Origin of the sequence: Bacillus sp. UMB0728 (assembly GCF_002858875.1) — a bacterium.
GTDB lineage: Bacteria > Bacillota > Bacilli > Bacillales > Cytobacillaceae > Bacillus_AB > Bacillus_AB infantis.
Genome location: NZ_PKLA01000006.1, coordinates 52,117 through 73,597, shown reverse-complemented (window position 1 = coordinate 73,597; position 21,481 = coordinate 52,117). Strand labels below are relative to the sequence as shown.

At 47.1% G+C, this 21,481-nt stretch carries 20 protein-coding genes and 1 riboswitch; of the genes, 18 read left to right on the top strand and 2 right to left on the bottom strand.

All coding sequences use genetic code 11. The features are described 5' to 3' along the window. The first annotated feature begins 104 nt into the window (after positions 1-104). From CYJ37_RS21840 to CYJ37_RS21785, 12 genes are all read left to right on the top strand, one after another. Entirely contained in the window at positions 105-1,310 is a 1,206-nt protein-coding gene (locus tag CYJ37_RS21840) for a DUF418 domain-containing protein (protein ID WP_101551849.1), read from the top strand. A 113-nt stretch (positions 1,311-1,423) separates the two neighbouring features. Further along, a complete protein-coding gene (locus CYJ37_RS21835) occupies positions 1,424-2,053 on the top strand; it encodes an NUDIX hydrolase (protein ID WP_101551847.1) in 630 nt (209 codons plus the stop codon). 84 nt (positions 2,054-2,137) lie between these two features. After that, entirely contained in the window at positions 2,138-2,563 is a 426-nt protein-coding gene (locus tag CYJ37_RS21830; RefSeq protein WP_101551845.1) for a 2-oxoglutarate dehydrogenase E1, read from the top strand. A 111-nt stretch (positions 2,564-2,674) separates the two neighbouring features. Next, positions 2,675-3,394, top strand: coding sequence for a class I SAM-dependent methyltransferase (locus tag CYJ37_RS21825; RefSeq protein WP_101551843.1), 720 nt, complete (start codon positions 2,675-2,677; stop codon positions 3,392-3,394). A gap of 162 nt (positions 3,395-3,556) precedes the next feature. Next, the gene (locus tag CYJ37_RS21820; RefSeq protein ID WP_101551841.1) at positions 3,557-4,792 is read left to right on the top strand and encodes a cation:proton antiporter; all 1,236 of its coding nucleotides are present in this window, start codon (positions 3,557-3,559) and stop codon (positions 4,790-4,792) included. Between the two features lie 257 nt (positions 4,793-5,049). Continuing rightward, positions 5,050-5,832 (top strand): threonine/serine exporter family protein, encoded by a 783-nt coding sequence (locus tag CYJ37_RS21815; RefSeq protein ID WP_101551839.1) that lies wholly within the window; start codon positions 5,050-5,052, stop codon positions 5,830-5,832. Positions 5,833-5,843: 11 nt separating this feature from the next. Continuing rightward, complete coding sequence (locus CYJ37_RS21810; protein ID WP_101551837.1) at positions 5,844-6,284, top strand: threonine/serine exporter family protein; 441 nt, start codon at positions 5,844-5,846, stop codon at positions 6,282-6,284. A 217-nt stretch (positions 6,285-6,501) separates the two neighbouring features. Further along, the gene (locus tag CYJ37_RS21805) at positions 6,502-8,244 is read left to right on the top strand and encodes an ABC transporter ATP-binding protein (protein ID WP_101551835.1); all 1,743 of its coding nucleotides are present in this window, start codon (positions 6,502-6,504) and stop codon (positions 8,242-8,244) included. Then, positions 8,225-10,072, top strand: a complete 1,848-nt coding sequence (locus tag CYJ37_RS21800) for an ABC transporter ATP-binding protein (protein WP_101551833.1) — start codon at positions 8,225-8,227, stop codon at positions 10,070-10,072. The genes CYJ37_RS21805 and CYJ37_RS21800 overlap by 20 nt, the downstream gene beginning before the upstream one ends. Positions 10,073-10,245: 173 nt before the next feature. Continuing rightward, positions 10,246-11,703, top strand: a complete 1,458-nt coding sequence (locus CYJ37_RS21795; RefSeq protein WP_101551830.1) for an alanine/glycine:cation symporter family protein — start codon at positions 10,246-10,248, stop codon at positions 11,701-11,703. A gap of 400 nt (positions 11,704-12,103) precedes the next feature. After that, positions 12,104-12,619, top strand: coding sequence for a hypothetical protein (locus tag CYJ37_RS21790; RefSeq protein WP_257964284.1), 516 nt, complete (start codon positions 12,104-12,106; stop codon positions 12,617-12,619). Positions 12,620-12,756: 137 nt separating this feature from the next. Next, complete coding sequence (locus tag CYJ37_RS21785; RefSeq protein WP_094768126.1) at positions 12,757-13,041, top strand: hypothetical protein; 285 nt, start codon at positions 12,757-12,759, stop codon at positions 13,039-13,041. A 185-nt stretch (positions 13,042-13,226) separates the two neighbouring features. Here CYJ37_RS21785 and CYJ37_RS21780 read toward each other — a convergent pair whose 3' ends face one another. After that, positions 13,227-14,153, bottom strand: coding sequence for a DMT family transporter (locus CYJ37_RS21780; protein WP_142385291.1), 927 nt, complete (start codon positions 14,151-14,153; stop codon positions 13,227-13,229). A 184-nt stretch (positions 14,154-14,337) separates the two neighbouring features. On the opposite strand from CYJ37_RS21780, the gene CYJ37_RS21775 reads away from it, so the two are divergent. From CYJ37_RS21775 to CYJ37_RS21750, 6 genes are all read left to right on the top strand, one after another. Further along, on the top strand, positions 14,338-14,832 hold the full coding sequence (locus tag CYJ37_RS21775; RefSeq protein WP_094768127.1) for an Lrp/AsnC family transcriptional regulator: 495 nt from the start codon (positions 14,338-14,340) through the stop codon (positions 14,830-14,832). 65 nt (positions 14,833-14,897) lie between these two features. Then, positions 14,898-14,999, top strand: a riboswitch (TPP riboswitch). Positions 15,000-15,061: 62 nt separating this feature from the next. After that, on the top strand, positions 15,062-15,727 hold the full coding sequence (locus tag CYJ37_RS21770; RefSeq protein ID WP_101551826.1) for a thiamine phosphate synthase: 666 nt from the start codon (positions 15,062-15,064) through the stop codon (positions 15,725-15,727). After that, positions 15,711-16,862 (top strand): glycine oxidase ThiO, encoded by a 1,152-nt coding sequence (thiO, locus tag CYJ37_RS21765; RefSeq protein ID WP_101551823.1) that lies wholly within the window; start codon positions 15,711-15,713, stop codon positions 16,860-16,862. The genes CYJ37_RS21770 and thiO overlap by 17 nt, the downstream gene beginning before the upstream one ends. Continuing rightward, a complete protein-coding gene (gene thiS, locus CYJ37_RS21760; protein ID WP_101551821.1) occupies positions 16,859-17,062 on the top strand; it encodes a sulfur carrier protein ThiS in 204 nt (67 codons plus the stop codon). Before thiO ends, thiS begins: the two co-directional genes overlap by 4 nt. A 1-nt stretch (position 17,063) precedes the next feature. Next, positions 17,064-17,831 carry a thiazole synthase gene (locus CYJ37_RS21755; RefSeq protein WP_101551819.1) on the top strand — a complete coding sequence of 256 codons (768 nt, stop codon included), beginning with the start codon at positions 17,064-17,066 and terminating at the stop codon, positions 17,829-17,831. Continuing rightward, positions 17,828-18,850 (top strand): thiazole biosynthesis adenylyltransferase ThiF, encoded by a 1,023-nt coding sequence (locus CYJ37_RS21750; protein WP_101551817.1) that lies wholly within the window; start codon positions 17,828-17,830, stop codon positions 18,848-18,850. Before CYJ37_RS21755 ends, CYJ37_RS21750 begins: the two co-directional genes overlap by 4 nt. 435 nt (positions 18,851-19,285) lie before the next feature. Here CYJ37_RS21750 and CYJ37_RS21740 read toward each other — a convergent pair whose 3' ends face one another. Further along, the gene (locus CYJ37_RS21740) at positions 19,286-21,466 is read right to left on the bottom strand and encodes a hypothetical protein (RefSeq protein WP_101551813.1); all 2,181 of its coding nucleotides are present in this window, start codon (positions 21,464-21,466) and stop codon (positions 19,286-19,288) included. Positions 21,467-21,481 lie beyond the last annotated feature (15 nt).

Below are 21,481 nucleotides of genomic sequence, written 5' to 3'. Positions count from 1 at the left end.
TATCAGAAAGTAAACTTCTGTTTCTCCAGGGGAAATAGAGGCGGACTATACTGGGTGATAGAATATAAGCTTCCTAATCAGGGGGCAGATAAAGGAGTATGAAAATGGACGGGGAAAATAAGAGGATACACGTGATCGATGGAATGAGAGGCTTTAGCCTGCTCGGCATTCTGGCAGCTAATATGCTGATCTTTCAATATGGCATGTTTGGGAAGGATGAGATGGAGGCATTTTCACCTTCAGGGCTGGATAGCTTCCTGCATGAGTTTTTAAAGATTTTTGTTGAAAGCAGCTTTATGCCGATCTTCACTTTTTTATTCGGCTATTCATTGATCAAGCTGAAGGAGGGGCTCGAAGATAAAGGTTTGAAATACAGGAGGCATCTGGTGCGGAGGTTTTTCCTGCTCCTTTTGTTGGGCGGTTTGCACGGCGGTCTTCTATGGGAGGGCGATATTCTTTTTTCTTATGGAATCATGGGCTTCTTTTTGCTGCTCTTCCTGAACCGGAAAAAGAAAACCATTCTTGTATGGGGAATGGTGCTGCTGATTCTTGCTTCCTTTATGGGCTATGGCATGGACTCTGCCGTCCCGGCCGATGAGGCCAAGAGGATGGATGAGTATGTGGCAGACACTAATAAAATATATGGCACAGGAACCTACAGCGAAATATCCAATCATCGCAATAATGCCGATCCGTTCGGGATGCCGGACTCCTTTTACCTGTTCATGATGCTTGCCATGCCGTTCATAACAGCGCCCCTGTTTCTGTTTGGCATGTATGCCGCCAAGCGCCGCTCTTTCCATGAAATCGGCCGCAATAAGAGCAGATATCTGCTTTGGGGAGGCATCCTCACCGGAGCGGGAATCCTGCTGAAAGCCTCGCCGCTCATGGTGGCGGAATCTGGCTGGACCGGTGTTCTGTATATGTTTGGAGGGAATATTTTATCACTCGGCTATATCTTCCTTTTTGCCTGGCTGTACGCAGTTAAGGGAAGCGCCGTTTTGTTCAGGGCTTTTGAAAGTGTAGGCAGGCTGTCGCTGAGCAATTATCTATTGCAGTCTGTTATCTGCACCACTGTTTTTTATGGCTATGGCCTGGGATTGTTCGGCAAGCTGGGCGTACTGGCAGGCATCCTGCTGACCGTGGCGATCTACAGCGTTCAGCTTGCCGGAAGCTATTTCTATCTGAAGCTGTTCCGTACGGGCCCGTTTGAAAAAATCATGCGGATGTGGACCTATTTCTCTTTATCAGGGAGACCTAAGACGAAGAAGGCTAAGGAAGCCAGAGAAAAGCTGGCTAATGCACAATAGTGAAAAGCCCTGGGAGGCAATCCTTCCAGGGCTTTTTGCCATGCAGGATTTTCCTGCATGTGGGAGAATAACTCTAAGGACTGCAATTTAACAACAAGCAGAGGAGAGATCATATGGAGCAGGAGCTTTTGAAAATATTCGATGAGGAAGGAAATCAGATCGGGACGGCCACAAGGAAGGATGTGCACCGTCAGGGATTTTGGCATGAAGCTTTTCACTGCTGGTTCATTCAGCGGGAAGAGGACAAGGTGTATATATATGTACAGCTGAGAAGCAAAGATAAAAAGGATTATCCGGACCTTCTGGATATTACGGCGGCCGGGCATCTGCTGGCTGAAGAAACCGTTGAGGATGGCGTCAGGGAAATAAAAGAAGAAATCGGCATCGATGTTGATATCGAAGAGCTGTCACCGCTCGGAATCATTAGATATTGCATTGAGAAGGAGAACTTCATTGATAAAGAAATGGCAAATGTGTTTCTTTACGAATGCTCCCAGCCGTTCAGCGAGTATGAGCTGCAGCAGGAAGAAGTAGCCGGGATTTACCGGATTGAATGGGACAGCTTCAAGAAGCTTTGGGAAAGCGGGGACGGCAAGGTGCTAATGGAAGGCTTCGAGATCGGCAGTGCCGGCGAGAAAATTTACTTGGAGAAGGAAGCAGCCATCGGAGATTTCGTCCCGCATGACCGCTCTTACTACCAGGAAGTCATCAAAGGCATCTCGCAGCGGCTTGATCTTATGTAGCAGACCCGTCAGCTCCACAAAACATAAATTCTCCCTGGGATAGCAGACTATAGATATCACAAAATGGCAGGAGGGGGATGGAGATTGAAGGTATTAACAATGAAACAGCCCTGGGCCAGTCTGTTTGCCCTGCGGGAGGCTGAGTATGAAACGCGGACTTGGAAAACCCCATACAGAGGGGCGCTGGCCATTCATACCAGTCAGAAAATTGACGTAAAAGCATGCCGGCAAAAGATGGTCTCGGAGCTTTTAGGCCGGCATGGGTACTCAGAGGAAAATCTTCCCGCCGGGCAGATCATAGCTGTCTGCCGCCTGGAGGATTGCTTTAGTGTCATAGATCACTCCGGGTCAGGGGCCGTGCTTGAAAACGGCAGGATTATATCGGGACAGGAGCTCTATCTGGGCGATTACCGGACTGGCTGCTATGCCTGGCAGGTCAGCGGCATGGAAATCCTGAAGGAGCCAATCCCGGCCAAAGGCCGGCTGGGTTTATGGGAATACCCGCTTTGAGGGCGGGCTTTTCTATTTTAAGCAGGTAAAGACTGTCAAGGCGGCAATCACAGTTATGGTACGATTTTTTTATAAAATACCCCATTTCTGAATAAAGAGGTGACATCCGAAATGAAAGCAAAGGTCAAGCAAACATTTAACAGTCTGGCGGGCATCTATGAGCATCAGGTGGATCATGGGAGTTTGTTTAACAGCGAGTTTGAAAGGCCGGCGATGCTTGAGCAGCTCCCGGACAGTCTTGAGGGAAAGGATATTCTGGATGCAGGATGTGCGGCCGGGTGGTATACGGCTGAATTGGCCAGGAGGGGTGCAAATGTAACGGGTGTGGATTTAAGCCCTGAAATGATCAGCTCTGCCAAGAGGCGTGTTGGCAATAAAGCACGGCTTGTCTGCTGTGATCTGGAAGGGGAGCTGCCATTTGACGGCGGTTCTTTCGACTGGGTCATCAGCTCTCTTACTCTTCATTATCTGAAGGACTGGCATCAAACCTTTGCAGAATTCCACCGGATTTTAAGGCCGGGCGGAACGATTCTATTTTCCGTCCACCACCCGTTCATGGATATAAAGCTGCTGGATGAACCGGACTACCTGGCTGCAGAATTGATTGTGGATCGATGGACAAAAGCAGGGCAAACCTTTGATGTACCTTTTTACCGGAGGCCGCTCCAGAATATCATCAATATGACGATAGCCCACTTTTTATTGCAGGAGCTGATTGAACCCCGTCCGACGCAGGCCTTTAAAGAGCGAAAGCCTGACCAGTATGAAAAGCTGATGAAGGCGCCTCATTTTTTAATTGTGCGTGCGGTAAAAGCTAAAAATCCTTTATAACGTATAATGTGTGCTCTTCCCCGTGCATGAAAACCACTCCCGGAAGGGATACTTGGGCTATAGCGGCATCCTTTTTCAATAGGTGGTTTTCTGCTTCCATATTGAGGTAAAGGTAATGGCAGGACTGCAGGCTAATGTCTGTGCCGGAAAGGGGAATTTTCAGTGCATCATTTTGATGAGGTCTTTATTCAAATCTTATTTTTGCTCGCTGTTTCGGTAACGGTTATCGGAATTGCAAAGCTGGCCAGGCAGCCATATTCCATTGCGCTTGTACTGGTCGGTCTTATCCTGGGGCTCACCAATATACCGCTTCTTGAAGAGGCCGAACAGTTTATTACACAATCACATATTTTTCAGGCTATCATTATTTCTCTATTTCTCCCCATTTTATTGGGGGATGCCTCCATTAAAATGCCGTTTTCTCAGGTGAAGCAGGTGAGGAGGCCAATTTTGGCGCTTGCCTTTGGGGGAACCTTTCTCTCATTCATTATTATCGGCCTGGGCTCATATTATCTGCTTGGGCTTCCGCTGGTCCTTTCCTTCACGTTTGCTTCCCTGATGAGTGCAACAGACCCGATCAGCGTCATCTCGATATTCAAAACATTGGGCGTGCCGAAAAAGCTGGTCACGATTATAGAAGGAGAGTCCCTCCTTAATGATGGTGTGGCTGTTGTACTGTTCCAGATATCCTCCATCTACCTGCTTACGTACATAGAAATGGGCTGGGCCGGGATTGCGAGCGGCGTTTGGCTGTTCATTAAATTCAGTATAGGCGGGGCCCTGCTTGGAGCCTTGCTGGGCTATATTTTTTCACAGATCATCCGCATTTATGATGACTATCCGCTCGAAATTGCATTTTCAATCCTGCTGTTCTTCGGCAGCTATTTTATCGCTGAGCATCTGGAGGTATCAGGTGTTATCGCCGTAGTGGTCGGAGGGGTCATTTTCGGGAATTATGGCGCAAGGATCGGCATGTCCGAGACAACGAAGACTAATATCAGCTCTTTCTGGGATGTGATCACCCTGATCGCCAATTCTCTGATTTTCCTGATGATCGGCCTGGAAATCAAAAATATCAGCTTCATCAATAACTGGTGGACGATTGTCCTGGCCATCGTCATTGTGCTGGCAGGCCGGACAATTGCCCTTTACAGCAGCCTTGCATTTGTTAAAGACTTTTCCAGCAAATACAAAATCCTGCTGAACTGGGGAGGCTTGAAGGGAAGCCTCTCGATTGCCCTTGCATTGAGCCTTCCGCCTTCTTTTGCAGGCAGGGATACAGTCCTGCTTCTTGCTTTCAGTGTGGTTCTGTTCTCCCTGATCGTCCAGGGGCTCACGATCAAGCCGATTATTCAGAAGCTTGGGATAAAGCCTGTCCCTGATGATGATAAACATTGACCGGAAATCCATTCAGCATGCTGGATGGATTTTTTGGCTGAGAGACCAAGAGATCTTTAAAAAGGGCTTGAAGTTATGCGATTTATCTTTCTTTTGTAAGGAAAGGAAATTAAAATTGCCTCTGCCATCCTTCATGCTTTAAACTGTAAAAAGTGCATGGGGGAATATACATCCCAGCAGGGCAAATTTCCGGAAGAAAATAAAGGCGGGATCGCTCCTGCTTTGTTTGACCAGGACCTCAGCCAAGTGATTTGTGCATGGAGGGAGAGCCAGTGGAGGAATTCAAGAACGATACATATGAAATCATGGAGGTTTGCCTTCTTGCCGGAAAAATCATGCTCCAAAGCGGCGCAGAAACATACCGGGTCGAGGACACGATGATGCGGATAGCTGCTTCCTTCGGGGTTGACCAGTCGCACAGCTATGTTACGCCGACTGGCATCATTTTTTCCATAGAAGGCCATGATCCGACCAAAACGAAGCTGATCAGGATTTCCGAGCGGGGAACTGATCTTGATAAAGTCACCATCGTCAACAGCATCTCGCGCAATATCAGCAGCGGGGAACTGACAGTGAAGGAAGCCCTGCAGTCATTGCGGGAAGTGGAGGCTGCCCCGATGGCGTATTCGCTGCTGCTTCAGATACTGGCGGCTGCCATTTCCAGCGGCTGTTTCCTGATTATGTTCAAGGGGAGCTGGGAAGACTTTTTGCCCGCGGTAGTATGCGGCGGACTGGGTTTCATTTCTTTTGTCTATTTTCATAAATGGGTGCCGATCAAGTTCTTTGCTGAGTTTGTAGCGGCATTTGTCATTGGCCTCGCATCTTATGCTTTTGTCTTTTCCGGGGCCGGCAATGAGCTTGATAAAATTATTATCGGATCAGTGATGCCGCTTGTACCCGGTCTGCTGATTACCAATGCAGTCAGGGATTTGATCGCGGGCCATCTGGTGTCAGGTCTGTCAAAAGGCGCTGAAGCATTTCTGACTGCTTTTGCCATCGGATCAGGCATCGCGGTCGTATTATCTTTCATCTCATTTTAAGGAGGCATTGCATGGAAACGATTGAACAGCTTGCAACAAGCTTTATAGCATCGGCAGCATTCGGGATTCTATTCAATGCCCCGAAAAAGTCATTGATCAAGTGCGGCACGGTCGGCATGATCGGCTGGCTCGTCTATTTCTGGATGGAATCGTCTGGGGTTGACGCCGTTGCGGCAACAATTAGTGCAGCTTTTTTCGTGGCTTTCACAAGCCAGTTTTTTGCAAGGGCCTATAAGACGCCGATCATCATCTTCAGTGTAGCCGGGATCATCCCGCTTGTTCCGGGCGGGCTTGCATATGATGCGATGAGGAATTTTGTTGAGAATGACTATAATACAGCCATCTCCCTCGCAGCCCGGGCCTTCATGATTTCCGGGGCGATCGCAATCGGGCTTGTGTTCTCAGAGGTAATCAACCAGATCATCAAGAATGCGAGAAGAGTCCAGAGCTGAAGGATTTCCATTATATAAAACAAGGGGAGGCATGTAACTGCATGCCTTTTTGCATACAGTAAAAAGAATTAGCAGATAAATAATTTCAAAATTCCGTAAAAAGTCGTATGATAGTGTATATATTTAGTTAAACGAAAGATTAAGATTCTGAACTTTTTCCTCGAAAGGCGGGTAAAGGAAAAGCAATTCAGCAGGAATCAGACTTGGAGGACGATTTATGGGAAAGGTGTTTGGATTTTTAAAAATATACAGGGTCGCCGTCATTGTCGCTCTTGCATTGATGCTGACAGAGCTTGCGGTTGAGCTGCTTCAGCCGCTCTTGATGGCCAAGATCATTGATGAAGGAATCATGAAAAAGGATATAGATGAGGTCCTGATTTGGGGTGCGGTCATGGTTGGCATCTCACTGATTGCCTTTGCGGCCGGCATCATCAATTCCTTCTATGCTGCGCACGTCAGCCAGAGCTTCGGCTTTGATATTAGGAAGAGTGTGTTCAGGAAAGTGCAATCCTTCTCGTTTGCTAACTTTGCCATGTTTCCGGGTTCTTCTCTTATCACGAGGATGACCAATGATGTCACATTGCTCCAGAATATCGTCTTCATGAGCCTGCGCATCATGATGCGTGCTCCGCTCTTGGTTATTGGGGGTTTGATCATGGCGTTTGTTGTCAATGTGAAGCTCGCTTTGATTCTGAGTGCGGTTGTCCCATTTTTATTTATTTTCCTCATTTTTATTATGAATAAAGGCGGGGCCTTGTTTAAAAAAGTTCAGGAGAAGCTGGATGACGTTAATAATGTGATGCAGGAAAATCTGGCCGGCATCAGGCTCATCAAGGCGTTTCTGCGCAGGAACCATGAAAGCGAAAGGTTCACAGAGGTAACAGGGGACCTGAAGGACCAGACTGTTTTTGCTCTGCGGCTGATGGAAGTGACGATGCCGATGCTTCTTCTGATCATGAATATAAGCATCATCGGAGTCCTCTGGTTTGGAAGCATCCAGGTGGATGACGGGAGCGCCAAAGTAGGGGAAGTGGTTGCCGTCATCAACTATGCCACAAGGATTACGGGTGCGCTTTCAATGCTTTCTTTTATCATCATGGCCTTCTCCCGGGCGAAAGCTTCGGCTGGCAGGATTGCCGATGTCCTGAATACAGAAGTGGATCTGAAGGATTCTGAGCACGCTCTGGCTGGATTTGAAATAGAGGGAGGGGAAATCGAGTTTGATTCTGTGAGCTTCCGCTACCCGGGCACAGACACAGTGGTGCTTGACGGTGTATCCTTCAAAATAAAGGCCGGCGAGACGGCAGCCATCCTTGGTGCCACAGGGGCCGGCAAGTCATCTTTATTCCAGCTGATTCCCCGGCTGTATGACGTGACTGGCGGAACCGTCCGGATTGACGGGCAGGATATCCAGAGAGTCAGACTGGAAGATCTGCGCAAACAGATCGGATTCGTCCCGCAGGAGGCCCTGCTCTTTACAGGAAGCGTCCAGGAAAATATCCGCTGGGGGAAAGAAGACGCAACCCTTGCAGAGGTGGAGGAAGCGGCAAAGAAGGCCCAGATCCATTCTTCCATTGAAAGGCTCTCTGCTCAATATGACACGAAGATCGGGCAAAAGGGCGTCAATCTTTCAGGGGGCCAGAAGCAGCGCCTTTCCATCGCCCGTGCCCTTGTCCGCAAGCCGAAGATCCTTTTGCTGGATGACAGCACAAGTGCCCTGGATTTAAAAACAGAGGCAAAGCTCCTGGAGGCATTGCGGACGTATACCGCGACAACTCTCATCATTACACAGAAAATCAGTACGGCGATCGAATCAGATCATATTCTGCTGCTGGAAGATGGAAGGCTGATTGCCGAGGGGAACCATGAAACACTCCTGAGTGAATCAGAGCTGTATCAAAAAATCTTCCGTTCGCAGTTTGGAGAGGAGGCGCTGGAGCATGTTCAGGGAGCTGACTGAACCATTCCGCTACAAGAAGATTCCAGTCCTGGAGAAAGAGAATCTCAAAAAGACAGCCGATGATGCAAAGAAACCAAAAGTAAAATCGAAGAACTGGGCAGAGACTCTCCGCAGGATCTGGAATTATCTTGCCGAGGAAAAAGGGCTCCTCTTCCTCGTCCTGCTGATGGTCATTCTCAGCAGCGTACTGGGGCTGCTCGGTCCGTTCCTCCTTGGGAGGGGAATTGACCAGTATATCGTAGAAAGAAGCAACAGCGGATTTGCTGTCCTGCTTGCCGGGCTTGCTGCTATCTATATTGTCTATTCTGCGTCCCTTTGGTTCCAGAACTATTGGATGATCGGGATTGCCCAGAAAACGGTATTTAAAATGAGGACCCAGCTATTCCGCCACCTTCACAAACTGCCGATTCCGTTTTTTGACAAAAGACAGCATGGAGAGCTGATGAGCCGGGTGACAAATGATATCGAAAATGTCAGCTCCACGCTGAACAGCTCGGTCATTCAAGTTTTTTCTAGTGTGCTAACGCTTGTCGGGACCGTGGGGGTCATGCTATGGCTGAGTCCGCTGCTTACCCTGATCACCATGATCATTGTTCCGGTCATGTTTTATGGAATGAAGTGGATAACGAACCGGACCGGCCGGCTCTTCAAAGAGCAGCAGCGCAACCTGGGAGAGCTGAACGGCTTTGTCCAGGAAACGATTTCCGGACAGCGGATAGTCAAAACTTTTTCCCAGGAAGACAGAGTGATTGAAGAATTCATCGGCAAAGGCGAAAAGCTCCGGGCAGCGGGCTTCTGGGCCCAGACGTATTCAGGCTTCATCCCCAAACTGATGAACATGCTGAATAATATGAGCTTTGCCATCATCGCAGGAGTGGGCGGCATATTTGTCCTAAAAGGGATGATATCAATCGGCGTCATCGTCATTTTTGCCGAATATGCCCGCCAGTTCACCCGTCCGCTTAATGACCTGGCCAACCAGTTTAACACCCTGTTGTCGGCTATCGCCGGTGCTGAAAGGGTATTCGAAATCATGGACCAGAAAGAAGAATTCGAGGATGAAGAGGATGCAGAAGAAATCAGCTTTATCAAAGGGGAAGTCGTGTTCAAGGATGTTTCTTTTTCTTATGAAAAGGGTGAAAATACAGTAACAGGCATCAATTTCAAGGCAAATACCGGGCAGACTGTGGCCCTTGTCGGTCCGACCGGCGCCGGAAAGTCTACGATCATCAACCTGATTTCCCGGTTCTATAATTATGACAGCGGCAGCATCACGATCGATGGCCGTGAGCTGAAAAAAATCAAGCGTGAAAGCTTAAGGCAGCATATGGCATTCGTCCTCCAGGATTCGCTCCTTTTTCAGGGAACTGTCAGGGAAAATATCCGCTACGGAAAGCTGGATGCGACAGACGAAGAAGTGGAAAGAGCTGCAAAGATGGCTAATGCACACTCGTTCATCATGAAGCTGCCGCAGCAGTATGATACCATCCTGAAGGGGGACGCCAGCGGAATCAGCCAGGGGCAGCGCCAGCTTTTGTCCATTGCCAGGGCTTTTCTTGCAGATCCTTCAATATTGATTCTTGATGAAGCAACTAGCAGCATTGATACCATCACAGAAATGAAAATCCAGGAAGCGCTCCAGACGCTGATGGAAGGAAGAACCAGCTTTGTGGTGGCCCACAGGCTGAACACCATCCAGCAGGCCGACCAGATTCTTGTCCTTGATGAGGGCAGCATCATCGAGAAAGGCTCCCATGAAGAACTTCTTGAACAGGAAGGATTCTACCATGGGCTTTACCACAGCCAGCTGAAGGAAGAGGCCATATAGGAAAAAGGTGCACGGCCATTTGGGCTGTGCACCTTTTTTGTATTTCGGGGCGGGAGAGTTCTGTTCCTTCATTAATGTCTGTAGAAGGCAGAGCAAAAAAAGATTGTACTCCATTACCATTTCACATATAATTCTTAATAGGAAAAAGATTCAGAATAAAAGGGGGAATTTGTTTGGAAGGTTTTGTTAGCCAATTAAACGGCATTCTTTGGAGTACACCGGTCATTTATATCTGTCTTGCCGTCGGACTCCTGTTTTCCGTGTTAACCCGTTTTCTGCAGGTCAGGCACATTAAAGACATGGTGCTGCTCATGTTCAAAGGCAAAAGTTCCGATGCGGGCGTTTCTTCTTTCCAGGCCTTATCTATTGCTCTTTCCGGCCGCGTGGGAACTGGTAACATCGCTGGTACCGCTACAGCAATCGCTATGGGCGGACCTGGTGCCGTCTTTTGGATGTGGGCAATTGCATTCATCGGTGCAGGAAGCGCCTTTGTGGAATCGACTCTTGCACAAATCTACAAAGTAAAACAGGATGGCTTATACCGCGGGGGCCCTGCTTATTATATTGAAAAGGGCATCGGCATCAAATGGTTTGCAGTTTTATTTGCGGTGGCTGCCCTGCTGGCTATGTCAGTGCTAATGCCTGGCATCCAGTCAAATTCCATTGCTCTGGGCATAGAAAATGCATTTGGTGTTAATGTATATATCACTGGCGGCATCATTGTCGTCCTTCTTGGCCTGATAATCTTTGGCGGGGTAAAAAGGATTGCAACGGTTGCTCAATATGCTGTTCCATTTATGGCGGTAGGGTATATCCTGGTGGCCTTGATTATCATTGCCATGAATATCGGCGAGCTTCCAGGCGTATTCTCTCTCATCTTCAGGAGTGCGTTTGCCGCAGATTCCATGTTTGGCGGAATTGTCGGCAGTGCGATCGCCTGGGGTGTGAAAAGGGGAATCTATTCGAACGAAGCCGGCCAGGGTACAGGTGCGCATGCTGCTGCGGCTGCAGAGGTATCACACCCGGCAAAGCAGGGGCTTGTCCAGGCCTTCTCTGTTTATATCGATACGCTTTTCGTATGTTCAGCAACAGCCTTTATGATTCTTTTCACCGGCATGTACAATACAGTCGGTGAGGACGGCACGACAATGATTGTAAACGGCCTTCCGGGAGTGGAAGCAGGCCCGGCATTCACCCAGGCTGCAGTTGACTCTGCACTTCCTGGCTTCGGTGCAGGATTTGTGGCAGTATCTCTATTCTTCTTTGCCTTTACAACAATCATGGCTTACTACTATATCGCCGAAACCAATATGGCGTATCTGATGCGCAATAAGGACGGCAGACTTTTGACTTTTCTTCTGAAGATTGTATTGCTGGGGGCGACTTTTTACGGGGCCGTCAATGCAGCAGATCTTGCCTGGGCGCTTGGGGATGTCGGGCTCGGCCTGATGGTATGGCTCAATCTCATTGCCATCCTGATCCTTGCCAAACCGGCACTCATTGCCCTCAAGGATTACGAAGCACAGAAGAAGCAGGGTCTTGATCCGGTCTTCAACTCGAAGAAGCTTGGCATCAAAAATGCTGAGTATTGGGAAGAGGAATATGTGCAGCAGGATGAAAGAGTTTCATAAATGGAAAAAGGATGCCCTGGATGGTGAGCAGTCCCATCTTGGTGGAGAAACATTTGAAATAGCACACTAATGAACAGGCCAAATCTCATATGATTTGGTCTGTTGTTTTTTTTTGTGTTTTTATGATTTTTAACGCATGAATGGACAAGCAAAATTACATCCAATGTGATAATGACTATTTTTAAAAAACAGGAAGCCTTATCCTTATTTAAGTAATCAGCAAGCATCAAAATAAGCGGAGATTTTCCGTTTAAGCTGCATGGCACGGTAGGTTGATATAGGCGATGTTTCGGGACAGCTGCCAACATAGGCAGCTGTTCTTATTCCATAAAAGAGGCAGAATACTTCAAAAAAATATATGGGATTTTATGGTATAGTTTGATAGGTAAGGGGGTTAGAAATGTATAGAAAAAAATACATATCATTAATGCTGATTTTCGCATTAACAGCTTGTACTCAAAGTCCTGATTTTGAGTTGTATGAAGGAAAACCTTTAAAAATAGCGGTGGTTGGAAAACGACCAGAAGTAAATGAAAAACAAGTGATGTTTACAGAGATCGCATTTGATGAAATGGCAAGTGAAGAACTGAAATATTTTGACGCAGTAGTTATCAGGGAAGATAACCTTTTAGAGGCTGCTGAAAGCCAATATGCAGATGTTTACCTAAATTCTACAATTCCATTCTTTTTTATATCAGCTAGTAATCATGTCCCTGTCTCCACAAAAGAAACAGAATATAATGAGTCTTGGCATTGGGAAGCTGGTCAAAGCTATGCTGTTGGGGTTCTTACATTAAAAGAAGATGAGTCGTTAAAAAGCTGGGAATTCGGTTTGTATAATGATAGAAAAACAGATGAACACATAAAAGAAATATATTCAAGAATATTCAAATCGATTGATGAACTTAATCAATAATATAAATAAGATCTATGAATAAATTCACTTGAAGCAACGGGTGCTTATGTTCCAGATCAGTGACCAACCTGGCAGTCTTTTTATGTGACAAACGAAGCAGGATACTTAAACCAAAAATATAACTTGGGGGTATAGTTATGTGGTTAATATTAGGGGTTTTTGCAATAGTATTAACTGTTATAAATCTTTCTTTGTATGCAGCAGGAAAGGATTATAAGCTTGCTATGGCGATGGCATTATCATTTACAGCATTAACAATTTGCGCAGATTACAGTTATTTAACTCGGTGGGTAAATGCGGAAGATTGGGCGGCTTTATCGGATGTAATACCTGGTATGGCAAGGGCATTTTGGTTTCTGACAATTGTTTCTATCTTGCTAAATATAGCACCTATATTCTTAGAACGAAAACGTAAGAAATAATGACTTATTATGTAAGTCTTTATGTATGACTAACGCGTAAAAAAGAACGCTTGGAATATCCATAATCCAAGCGTTTTTCTATGCTCTTGCATTGTTATTTATAGTGCTGAACAAAGTGCATCTTAGTGTATATTTTACCTTTTCTAACAGTGGAGTAACTATTTACCTTTTTGTTCATCCCTTTTCTAGTCTATAGCTGTAATGGAAGCTTCCGGTTTGCCGCGAAGGCTTTTTCTTTGCCGCTGTGCCTGAAGGCGGGTAAACAGATAGCAGCCAAGGATGACGATCATGCCTCCGAGAAACTGGATTGCTTCAAGCTTTTCTCCGAGCAGCAGAAAAGCCAGGATCGCAGTGAAGACAGGGTTGAAATTCAGGAACACTCCTGCGGTGACAGCCCCGATTTTCTGGACCCCTTTATTCCAGAGCACCATGCATACAACGGTTGAAATGAGTCCGGTATAAAGCATGGATCCTGCAAAGGACAGATCAGGATTTTTGATTTGGAGATCAGAATAGCTGAATGGAAGCAGGAAGGCCAATCCGAAGATCCCTGAATAAAAGGTCGACAGGATTGGAGAAGTATATTTTCCGGCCCACTTGCCGAGGATCGAATAGATTCCCCAAATGCACACCGCTGCCAACATCCATAAATCCCCTTTATTAAACGTCAAAGACAGCAGCATTTCCAGATGGCCTTTGGTAAGGACAAGCAGGACGCCGAAGAGTGAAAACATCATGGTCAGAATCTGCGGCAGGTTAATTCTGTCTTTTAAAAAGATTGCTGAAAAAACAGCTATTGAAATAGCGTTAAGCGTTGAAATCAGTCCGACATTTGTGGCCGTTGTTTCTTCCAGCGCCCAAAATTGAAAGATATTGAACAGCACTACACCTGTGATGCCAATCAGAATCAGCGGGACAAGCGATTTTGCAGGAGGCAGAAGCTTTTTTTCCTTCCGCAGCACGATAGGCAACAGGAAGATAACAGCAATGATCCATCTAAATGCGGTCAAGGCCACAGGGGAAGCATGCTCCACAAGCGACTTGCCTACAACAAAATTCCCGCCCCACAGCAGGGAGGTGAGAAGCATCAGGCATACATATAAAGCTGGCATAGGAGCAGCTCCTTCGATAGTTATTGAATTAATTTTAACATTTTCTCTTTGTGTTTTAATGATCATTTCGTACAATAGAGTAAATATGAAATTTTATTAAGAGCAATTGTGTTTTTTGTGAATGAAATTAAATTAAGGATAGACTTAAACGGAGTTGGCGGAATAATCATAAGGAGGCTGTAAGATGGAATCGATTGTGAACAAGGTGCTGGATGACGTGGACTTAAAAATCCTTGATCTGCTCCAGAAGGATAGCCAAATAAGCAACGCTGAGCTTGCCAGGAGGGTCAGCCTGTCTGCCCCCGCCATTCATGGGAGGGTGAAGCGGCTCGAAAATGAAGGCTATATCGAGAAGCAGGTGGCAATTTTAAGCCAGGAAAAACTGGGCTTTGATCTGCTCTGCTTTATTTTCATCAGCACTAACATCCATCAGGCGGAAAAGCTGGAAGCACTGGAGGGCACGCTGGTGGATATGGCTGAGGTGCTGGAATGCCACTGCCTGACAGGAGAATATGATTATATCTTAAAAGTGGCCATCAAAGACCGGAAAGGGCTGGAACAATTCATCCGAAAGCTGAATCAGCTCGGGATCACGAAGATACAGACAAGCCTCTCCTTGAGGGAAGTCAAATATTCAACAGTACTGCCGATTCTGCCTGACGGAGAAAAAACAGTCTGATTCAGATTTCGGGTTCTCCCTGCTGATCGTGTATGCTAAAATAAAAGAGAACAATTGAATAATAGAATTATCACTAGGGGAGCCTGCAAGAGGCTGAGATCAAGCATTTGAGACCCTTTGAACCTGATCTAGTTCATACTAGCGTAGGGAAGTGTGCCGAACGGTTATAAAAAGTACATATTTTTTTAGCCATAGATCATTAATCAGCCACTTTCCTGCGCAATGGGGAGTGGTTTTTTTGCGTCGTTTACAAGGTTGGCCCAGCAGGGATAAACTGCAGCTCCACGCCATTTCTGCAGGACAGCCGGCGGAGGAATTTATCAGGATAGCTTCAAGCATCTCGCGGAATGTGGACTATATTCATATCAGGGAGCATCACCTGACAGCGGCTGACATCTACGAGATGGGGAGAATTCTGCTGGAAAAGGGAGTCCCGGGGGAGCAGATCATCATTAATAACAGAGTGGATGCAGCGGCCGCATTGGGAGTGAAGGGAGTCCAGCTCGGCTATCACAGTCTTCCGGTACGGGAAGTGCGGATAACATTCCCTGGCCTGCTCATCGGAAAATCCGTCCACTCAATTGAAGAAGCTGTTCAGGCAGAAGAGGATGGCGCAGATTATGTCATGTATGGCCACTGTTTTCCGACCAGTTCCAAGCCAGGTATGGAGCCAAGGGGCCTCTCCAGCCTTGAGGAAATGACAGGAAGGCTTTCTATTCCGGTGATAGCGCTCGGGGGAATTTCTCCTGACAATATGGAACAGGTGATAAGGGCCGGAGCTTCAGGTGCTGCTGTACTCTCGGGAATTTTTAAAGCCGTCAGTCCGGAGGAGGCAGCTGGCGCATATAGGGTTGCACTGAACCGGGGAGGAGGCAGATATGAAGAAAGTTTATGATGTGATCATTGCCGGGGGCGGCATTATAGGGTGCTCTATCGCCTATCAGCAGGCGAAGCTTGGCAAGCAGGTGCTCATTCTGGAAAAAAGGGAGCTGTGTTCTGAAGCTTCTTCTGCCGCAGCCGGAATGCTCGGCGCCCAGGCAGAAATAGATGAGAATCTATCAATGCTGAAGCTGGCCCTGAAAAGCAGGGCCATGTTCCCTGACATCATCCAGGAGCTTGAGGATCTGACAGGAATCAGCATCGGCCTTGTTAATGAAGGGATGATAAAAATTGCTTGGGATGATACAGAGGCAGAGGTCCTTAAAAAGCAGGTCAGATTCCATGAAGAGTGGGACGGACAGGTAAGGTGGATGGACCAGGCAGAAATCTGCGAAAGGGAGCCCCATCTCTCCCGGGGGCTCGCAGGGGGTATGCTGATTCCGAATGACGGCCAGCTGATCGCACCGAACCTGGCGCGGGCATTTGCGGTGGGGGCAATGGCCCGAGGTGCAGTTGTGCTGGAAGGGACGGAGATCGAAGACTTCATATTTGATAAAGAATCCGTCGAGGGTGTGATGACCAGCAAAGGAAGTTTTTATGGAGAAACCGTGATTGCTGCCGCAGGTGCCTGGACGGGGAAGCTGCTGAAAAAGACAGATCTTGAGCTTCCTATTTTTCCTGTAAAAGGGGAATGCCTCTCGGTCATTCCTGAAGGGCCTTTGATACGGTCGACGATCTTTTCCGATTCTGGCGGGTATCTTGTGCCCAAGAAGGATGGCCGCCTGATCATAGGTGCAACAAGCTATGAAAATGATTTCAATCCTTCCGTTTCGTTTGGCGGAGTCAGGATGCTGGCCGAACGGGCCTATAAGCTGCTGCCCCAGCTCGCATCGGCACGGTGGGAAAAGGCTTGGGCAGGAATCCGGCCGCAGACAGGGGACGGCCTTCCCTATATCGGCTGGCACCCCGCCTATAAAGGCCTGTTCATAGCTGCCGGGCATTACCGGAACGGCATCCTGCTCAGCCCCATCACAGGAAAAATGGTTTCTGATTCTATTGAAGGAACCGCAGCCGCAGAAGATAAGGAGCTTTACAGAGAATTTGAGATTGAGAGAGGTTTGAAAAAAGTGCAGGAGGGGTGGGTCCAATGAAGCTGCAGGTGAATAGCAGTGATATCCTGGTGCCTGGCACCGTCAAGTCGGTAGGGGATTTACTGGAACATTTGAAACTGAATCAAAAGGCGGCGATTGTAGAACTGAACACCGCTATTTTGGAAAAAAGCCAGCATGCTGAAACAGAGCTTGCAGAAGGTGATCGCATAGAAATCGTACATTTTGTAGGAGGCGGATGAAATGCTGAAAATCGGAACATATGAATTTAACTCAAGGCTATTGCTCGGGACAGGGAAGTATCCGGATTATGAAACGCAGAAAATGGCGGTCAAAGCATCACATACAGAGGTGCTGACTTTTTCAGTACGCCGCATGGATATTTTTGACCCGGAACAGCCGAATCTGCTGGAGGAGCTGGATGTGGAAAACTACAGGCTGCTCCCCAATACGGCGGGTGCAAAGACAGCAGAGGAAGCAGTCCGTACGGCAAAACTGGCCAGGGCTTCAGGCCTTTGCGACATGATCAAAGTCGAGGTGATCGGCGATATGAAAACACTGCTGCCGGATCCGATTGAAACCTTGAAGGCGTCCGAGGAGCTCTTAAAGGAAGGCTTCATTGTCCTTCCGTATATTTCAGATGATGTGATGCTGGCGAAAAGGCTGCAGGAAATGGGCGTGCATGCCATCATGCCGGGAGCATCACCAATCGGCTCAGGCCAGGGAATCATCAATCCCCTCAATCTCAGCTTTATCATCGAACAAGCTGAAGTCCCTGTCATAGTCGATGCCGGGATCGGCTCCCCTGCAGACGCGGCCCTGGCGATGGAGCTCGGAGCGGACGGCGTCCTGCTGAACACGGCTGTTTCTGCCGCCAAGGATCCGGTCAAGATGGCCGAAGCAATGAAGCTTGCCGTGGAGGCGGGGCGGCTTGGCTATGAAGCCGGACGCATGCCAAAGAAAAGGTATGCTTCTGCAAGCAGTCCGATGGAAGGATTGAGCACCGTTTGAACGGCAGATACTCAAGGCAGGAGCTATTTGCCCCGATCGGCGAAGAGGGGCAAGAGAAATTAAGCAGCAAACATGTTCTGATCATCGGCGCCGGGGCGCTCGGGAGCGGTAATGCCGAAGTGCTTGTGAGGGCTGGAGTTGGAAAAATCACAATCATCGACCGCGATTATGTAGAGTGGAGCAATCTGCAGAGGCAGCAGCTTTATACAGAAGAAGATGCGGCGGGGAGGGTCCCGAAGGCAATAGCTGCAGGCCGCCGTCTTCAAGCTGTCAATTCATCGGTTCAGGTTGAGAGTATCGTAGGTGATGCGGGGCCTGATGAGCTTGAGGCTCTCGCTGGCAGCATCGATCTGATCATGGACAGCACCGATAATTTTGACACGAGGATGGTCATCAATGACATTGCGGCCAAGTACTCAATCCCCTGGATCTACGGAGCCTGTGTAGGAAGCTATGGCATCAGCACAGCTTTCCTGCCCGGCGGCGAGACACCGTGCCTCAGCTGCCTGCTCGAGCAGGTGCCGGTCGGCGGGGCGACCTGTGATACAGCGGGGATCATTGCTCCCGCAGTCGGGATGGCCGTCGCCTATCAGACGGCCGAAGCGCTGAAAATATTGGTTGGAGATTTTAAGTCGGTGAGGCGGAAGCTAGTTACCTTTGATTTGTGGGAAAACCAGTTCTCAGCGGTGTCTACAAGCTCCTTGAAAAAAGAAGACTGCCCTTCCTGCGGGGTGAATGCTGTGTATCCATATCTTGCTTATGAAAATAGGATGAAGACAGCGGTTTTGTGCGGGAGGAATACCGTACAAATCCGTCCGGGTGCTGGAATGGTGATTAGCCTGGATGCTGCAGCAGAGCAGCTTCGGCTTGCAGGCGGGATAGTAGAAAGAAATCCATTCCTGCTTTCTTTTGAAAAAGACGGTCAGCGGCTTGTTCTTTTTAAAGACGGACGGGCGCTGGTTCACGGAACGAAGGATATCCAGGAGGCGAAGCGGTTTTATCATCGGTATTTGGGGTAGTTTGGGGGCTGATTTGGCTGCTTTTTCTATGAGGATGGGGTTAGCTGGGGTAGTTCAGGGGAGGATATTTGCTAGTTCTGGATTTTATTTGCGGGAATTTGAATATATTTGCGAGTTTCGGAGTTTATTTGCGACTTTTAAATTATATTTGCGACTCCTCCCAAGCGCAGGTTTATGCGGCAAACCGGTTATTAGCAACTTTTGGATTTTATTAGCAACTTTTTGAGTTTATTAGCAAGTTTTCAATTTTACTAGCAACTTTCGCAATATACTAGCAACTTCCCCATTTTATTAGCAACTCGCCCCTCCAACAGCCAATAAAAAGGAGCCCTGCCGTCGCAGAGCTCCTTTCTTTTCGCAAGTTAACCAGATTCCTGCGCCAGTCTCTCCTGAAGTCGCGAGTTTCAGCAGGTACAGCGCTGGAAGTTTGTAAGCTTACATCAGGTTTTCGAGTTCAAGACCAAGGTCAAGATCTAAACCTAATGAAGAGAAATCTTCCTCTTCATATTCGCTGGACATGCCTGCAAGGTGAAGGCCAAGCTTTGCCCATAAAATAGCTTCTTCTTCATCGCTTAAAGAGGCAAGTCCCAAATCAGTCATTGCATCCAGGCGGGAAGCAGAGTAATCTTCGTCATCATTATTCATGGCAGAAGCTGAAAGTCCAAGCTTGCTCCAAAGACCTGAATAATCTTCATCGTCTTGTGAAAATAAACCAAGATCGTTCATCAGATCAAAACGGGCAGAAGACTCATCATTTTCGTCATTGTTCATTGTAGAAGCATTCAAGCCTGTTTTGTGCCAAAATGAAGATTTATCTTCGTCATCTTCAGAAACGAAACCTAAATCATTTAAAAAATTTAAGCTGGCAGAAGATTCTTCATCATCCTTGTTCATCGCAAAAGCGTTCAAATCAGTGTTATTCCAAAAAGAAGTCATTTCATCTTCGTCTTCAGAAACAAAACCAAGCTTGTTCATTGCATCAAGATTAGCAGAAGATTCTTCGTCATCCTTGTTCATCGCAAAAGCGTTCAAACCAGTGTTATTCCAAAAAGAAGTCATTTCATCTTCGTCTTCAGAAACAAAACCGAGCTTGTTCATTGCATCAAGATTGGCAGAAGATTCTTCGTTATCCTTGTTCATCGCAAAAGCGTTCAAACCAGTGTTATTCCAAAAAGAAGTCACTTCGTCTTCGTCTTTAGAAACAAAACCTAGCTTGTTCATTGCGTCAAGATTAGCAGAAGACTCATCTTCGTCATCCTTGTTCATCGCAAAAGCATTCAAACCAGTGTTATTCCAAAAAGAAGTCATTTCATCTTCGTCTTCAGAAACAAAGCCCAGCTTGTTCATTGCATCAAGATTGGCAGAAGATTCTTCGTCATCCTTGTTCATCGCAAAAGCGTTCAAACCAGTGTTATTCCAAAAAGAAGTCATTTCATCTTCGTCTTCAGAAACAAAACCGAGCTTGTTCATTGCATCAAGATTGGCAGAAGATTCTTCATCTTCAGAAGTCATCGCACCAAGATCCAATCCAGTGTTCAAATCAGCAGAAGACTCTTCATCTTCATCTTTGTTCATAGCAGAAGCATCAACATCAGTATCCGCCCAAAGAGAAGATTCTTCATCTTCAGGAGTCATCGCACCAAGATCCAATCCAGTGATCAAATCAGCAGAAGACTCTTCATCTTTATCTTTGTTCATAGCAGAAGCATCAACATCAGCACCTGCCATAAGAGAAGACTCATCGTCAGAAGCAGTAGCCCCTAGATCCAATCCAGTGTTCAAATCAGCAGAAGACTCTTCATCTTCATCTTTGTTCATAGCAGAAGCATCAACATCAGTATCCGCCCAAAGAGAAGATTCTTCATCTTCAGAAGTCACCGCACCAAGATCCAATCCAGTGTTCAAATCAGCAGAAGACTCTTCGTCCTCGTCTTTGTTCATAGCAGAAGCATCAACATCAGTATCCGCCCAAAGAGAAGATTCTTCATCTTCAGGAGTCATCGCACCAAGATCCAATCCAGTGATCAAATCAGCAGAAGACTCTTCATCTTTATCTTTGTTCATAGCAGAAGCATCGACATCAGCACCTGCCATAAGAGAAGACTCATCATCAGAAGTGGAAGCACCAAGATCAAGATTAGTTCCAAGATTGGCAGAAGATTGCTCTTCTCCGTTGTCTTCACTTGAGGACGATTGTACATCTGCGTTTGTGTTTGCATCTAAAGATGAACCTTCTTCAGAGCTTTCGAGTCCCAGACCCAGGCCGAGATTGGTATCCAGGCTGCTTGAGTCTTCGGATTGTTCATGTCCATCGGAATTCACACTTTCTTGTCCATTAGCTGTTTTGGCAGCTGTTTCACCGTTTTCAGATGAACTTTCTCCATTGTTTAAATCAGTTGATTTAGACTTAAGATTCACGTTGGCCTTTAAGTTTGAAGTGAGTGAGGAGCTGTCATTCTCCTCGCTTGAATTCAAGCTTGTCAGTAGATTGGTTGAAAGTCCAACTGAATTTTGGTTAGTGTCTTCAGATGCCAGAGTGTAGGAGCCTCCTGCAAAAAGACCTGCTGCAGCAAAACCTGTGATCGCTAATGTTTTCAATAAGTGTTTGTTTTTCAATTGAATTCTCTCCTT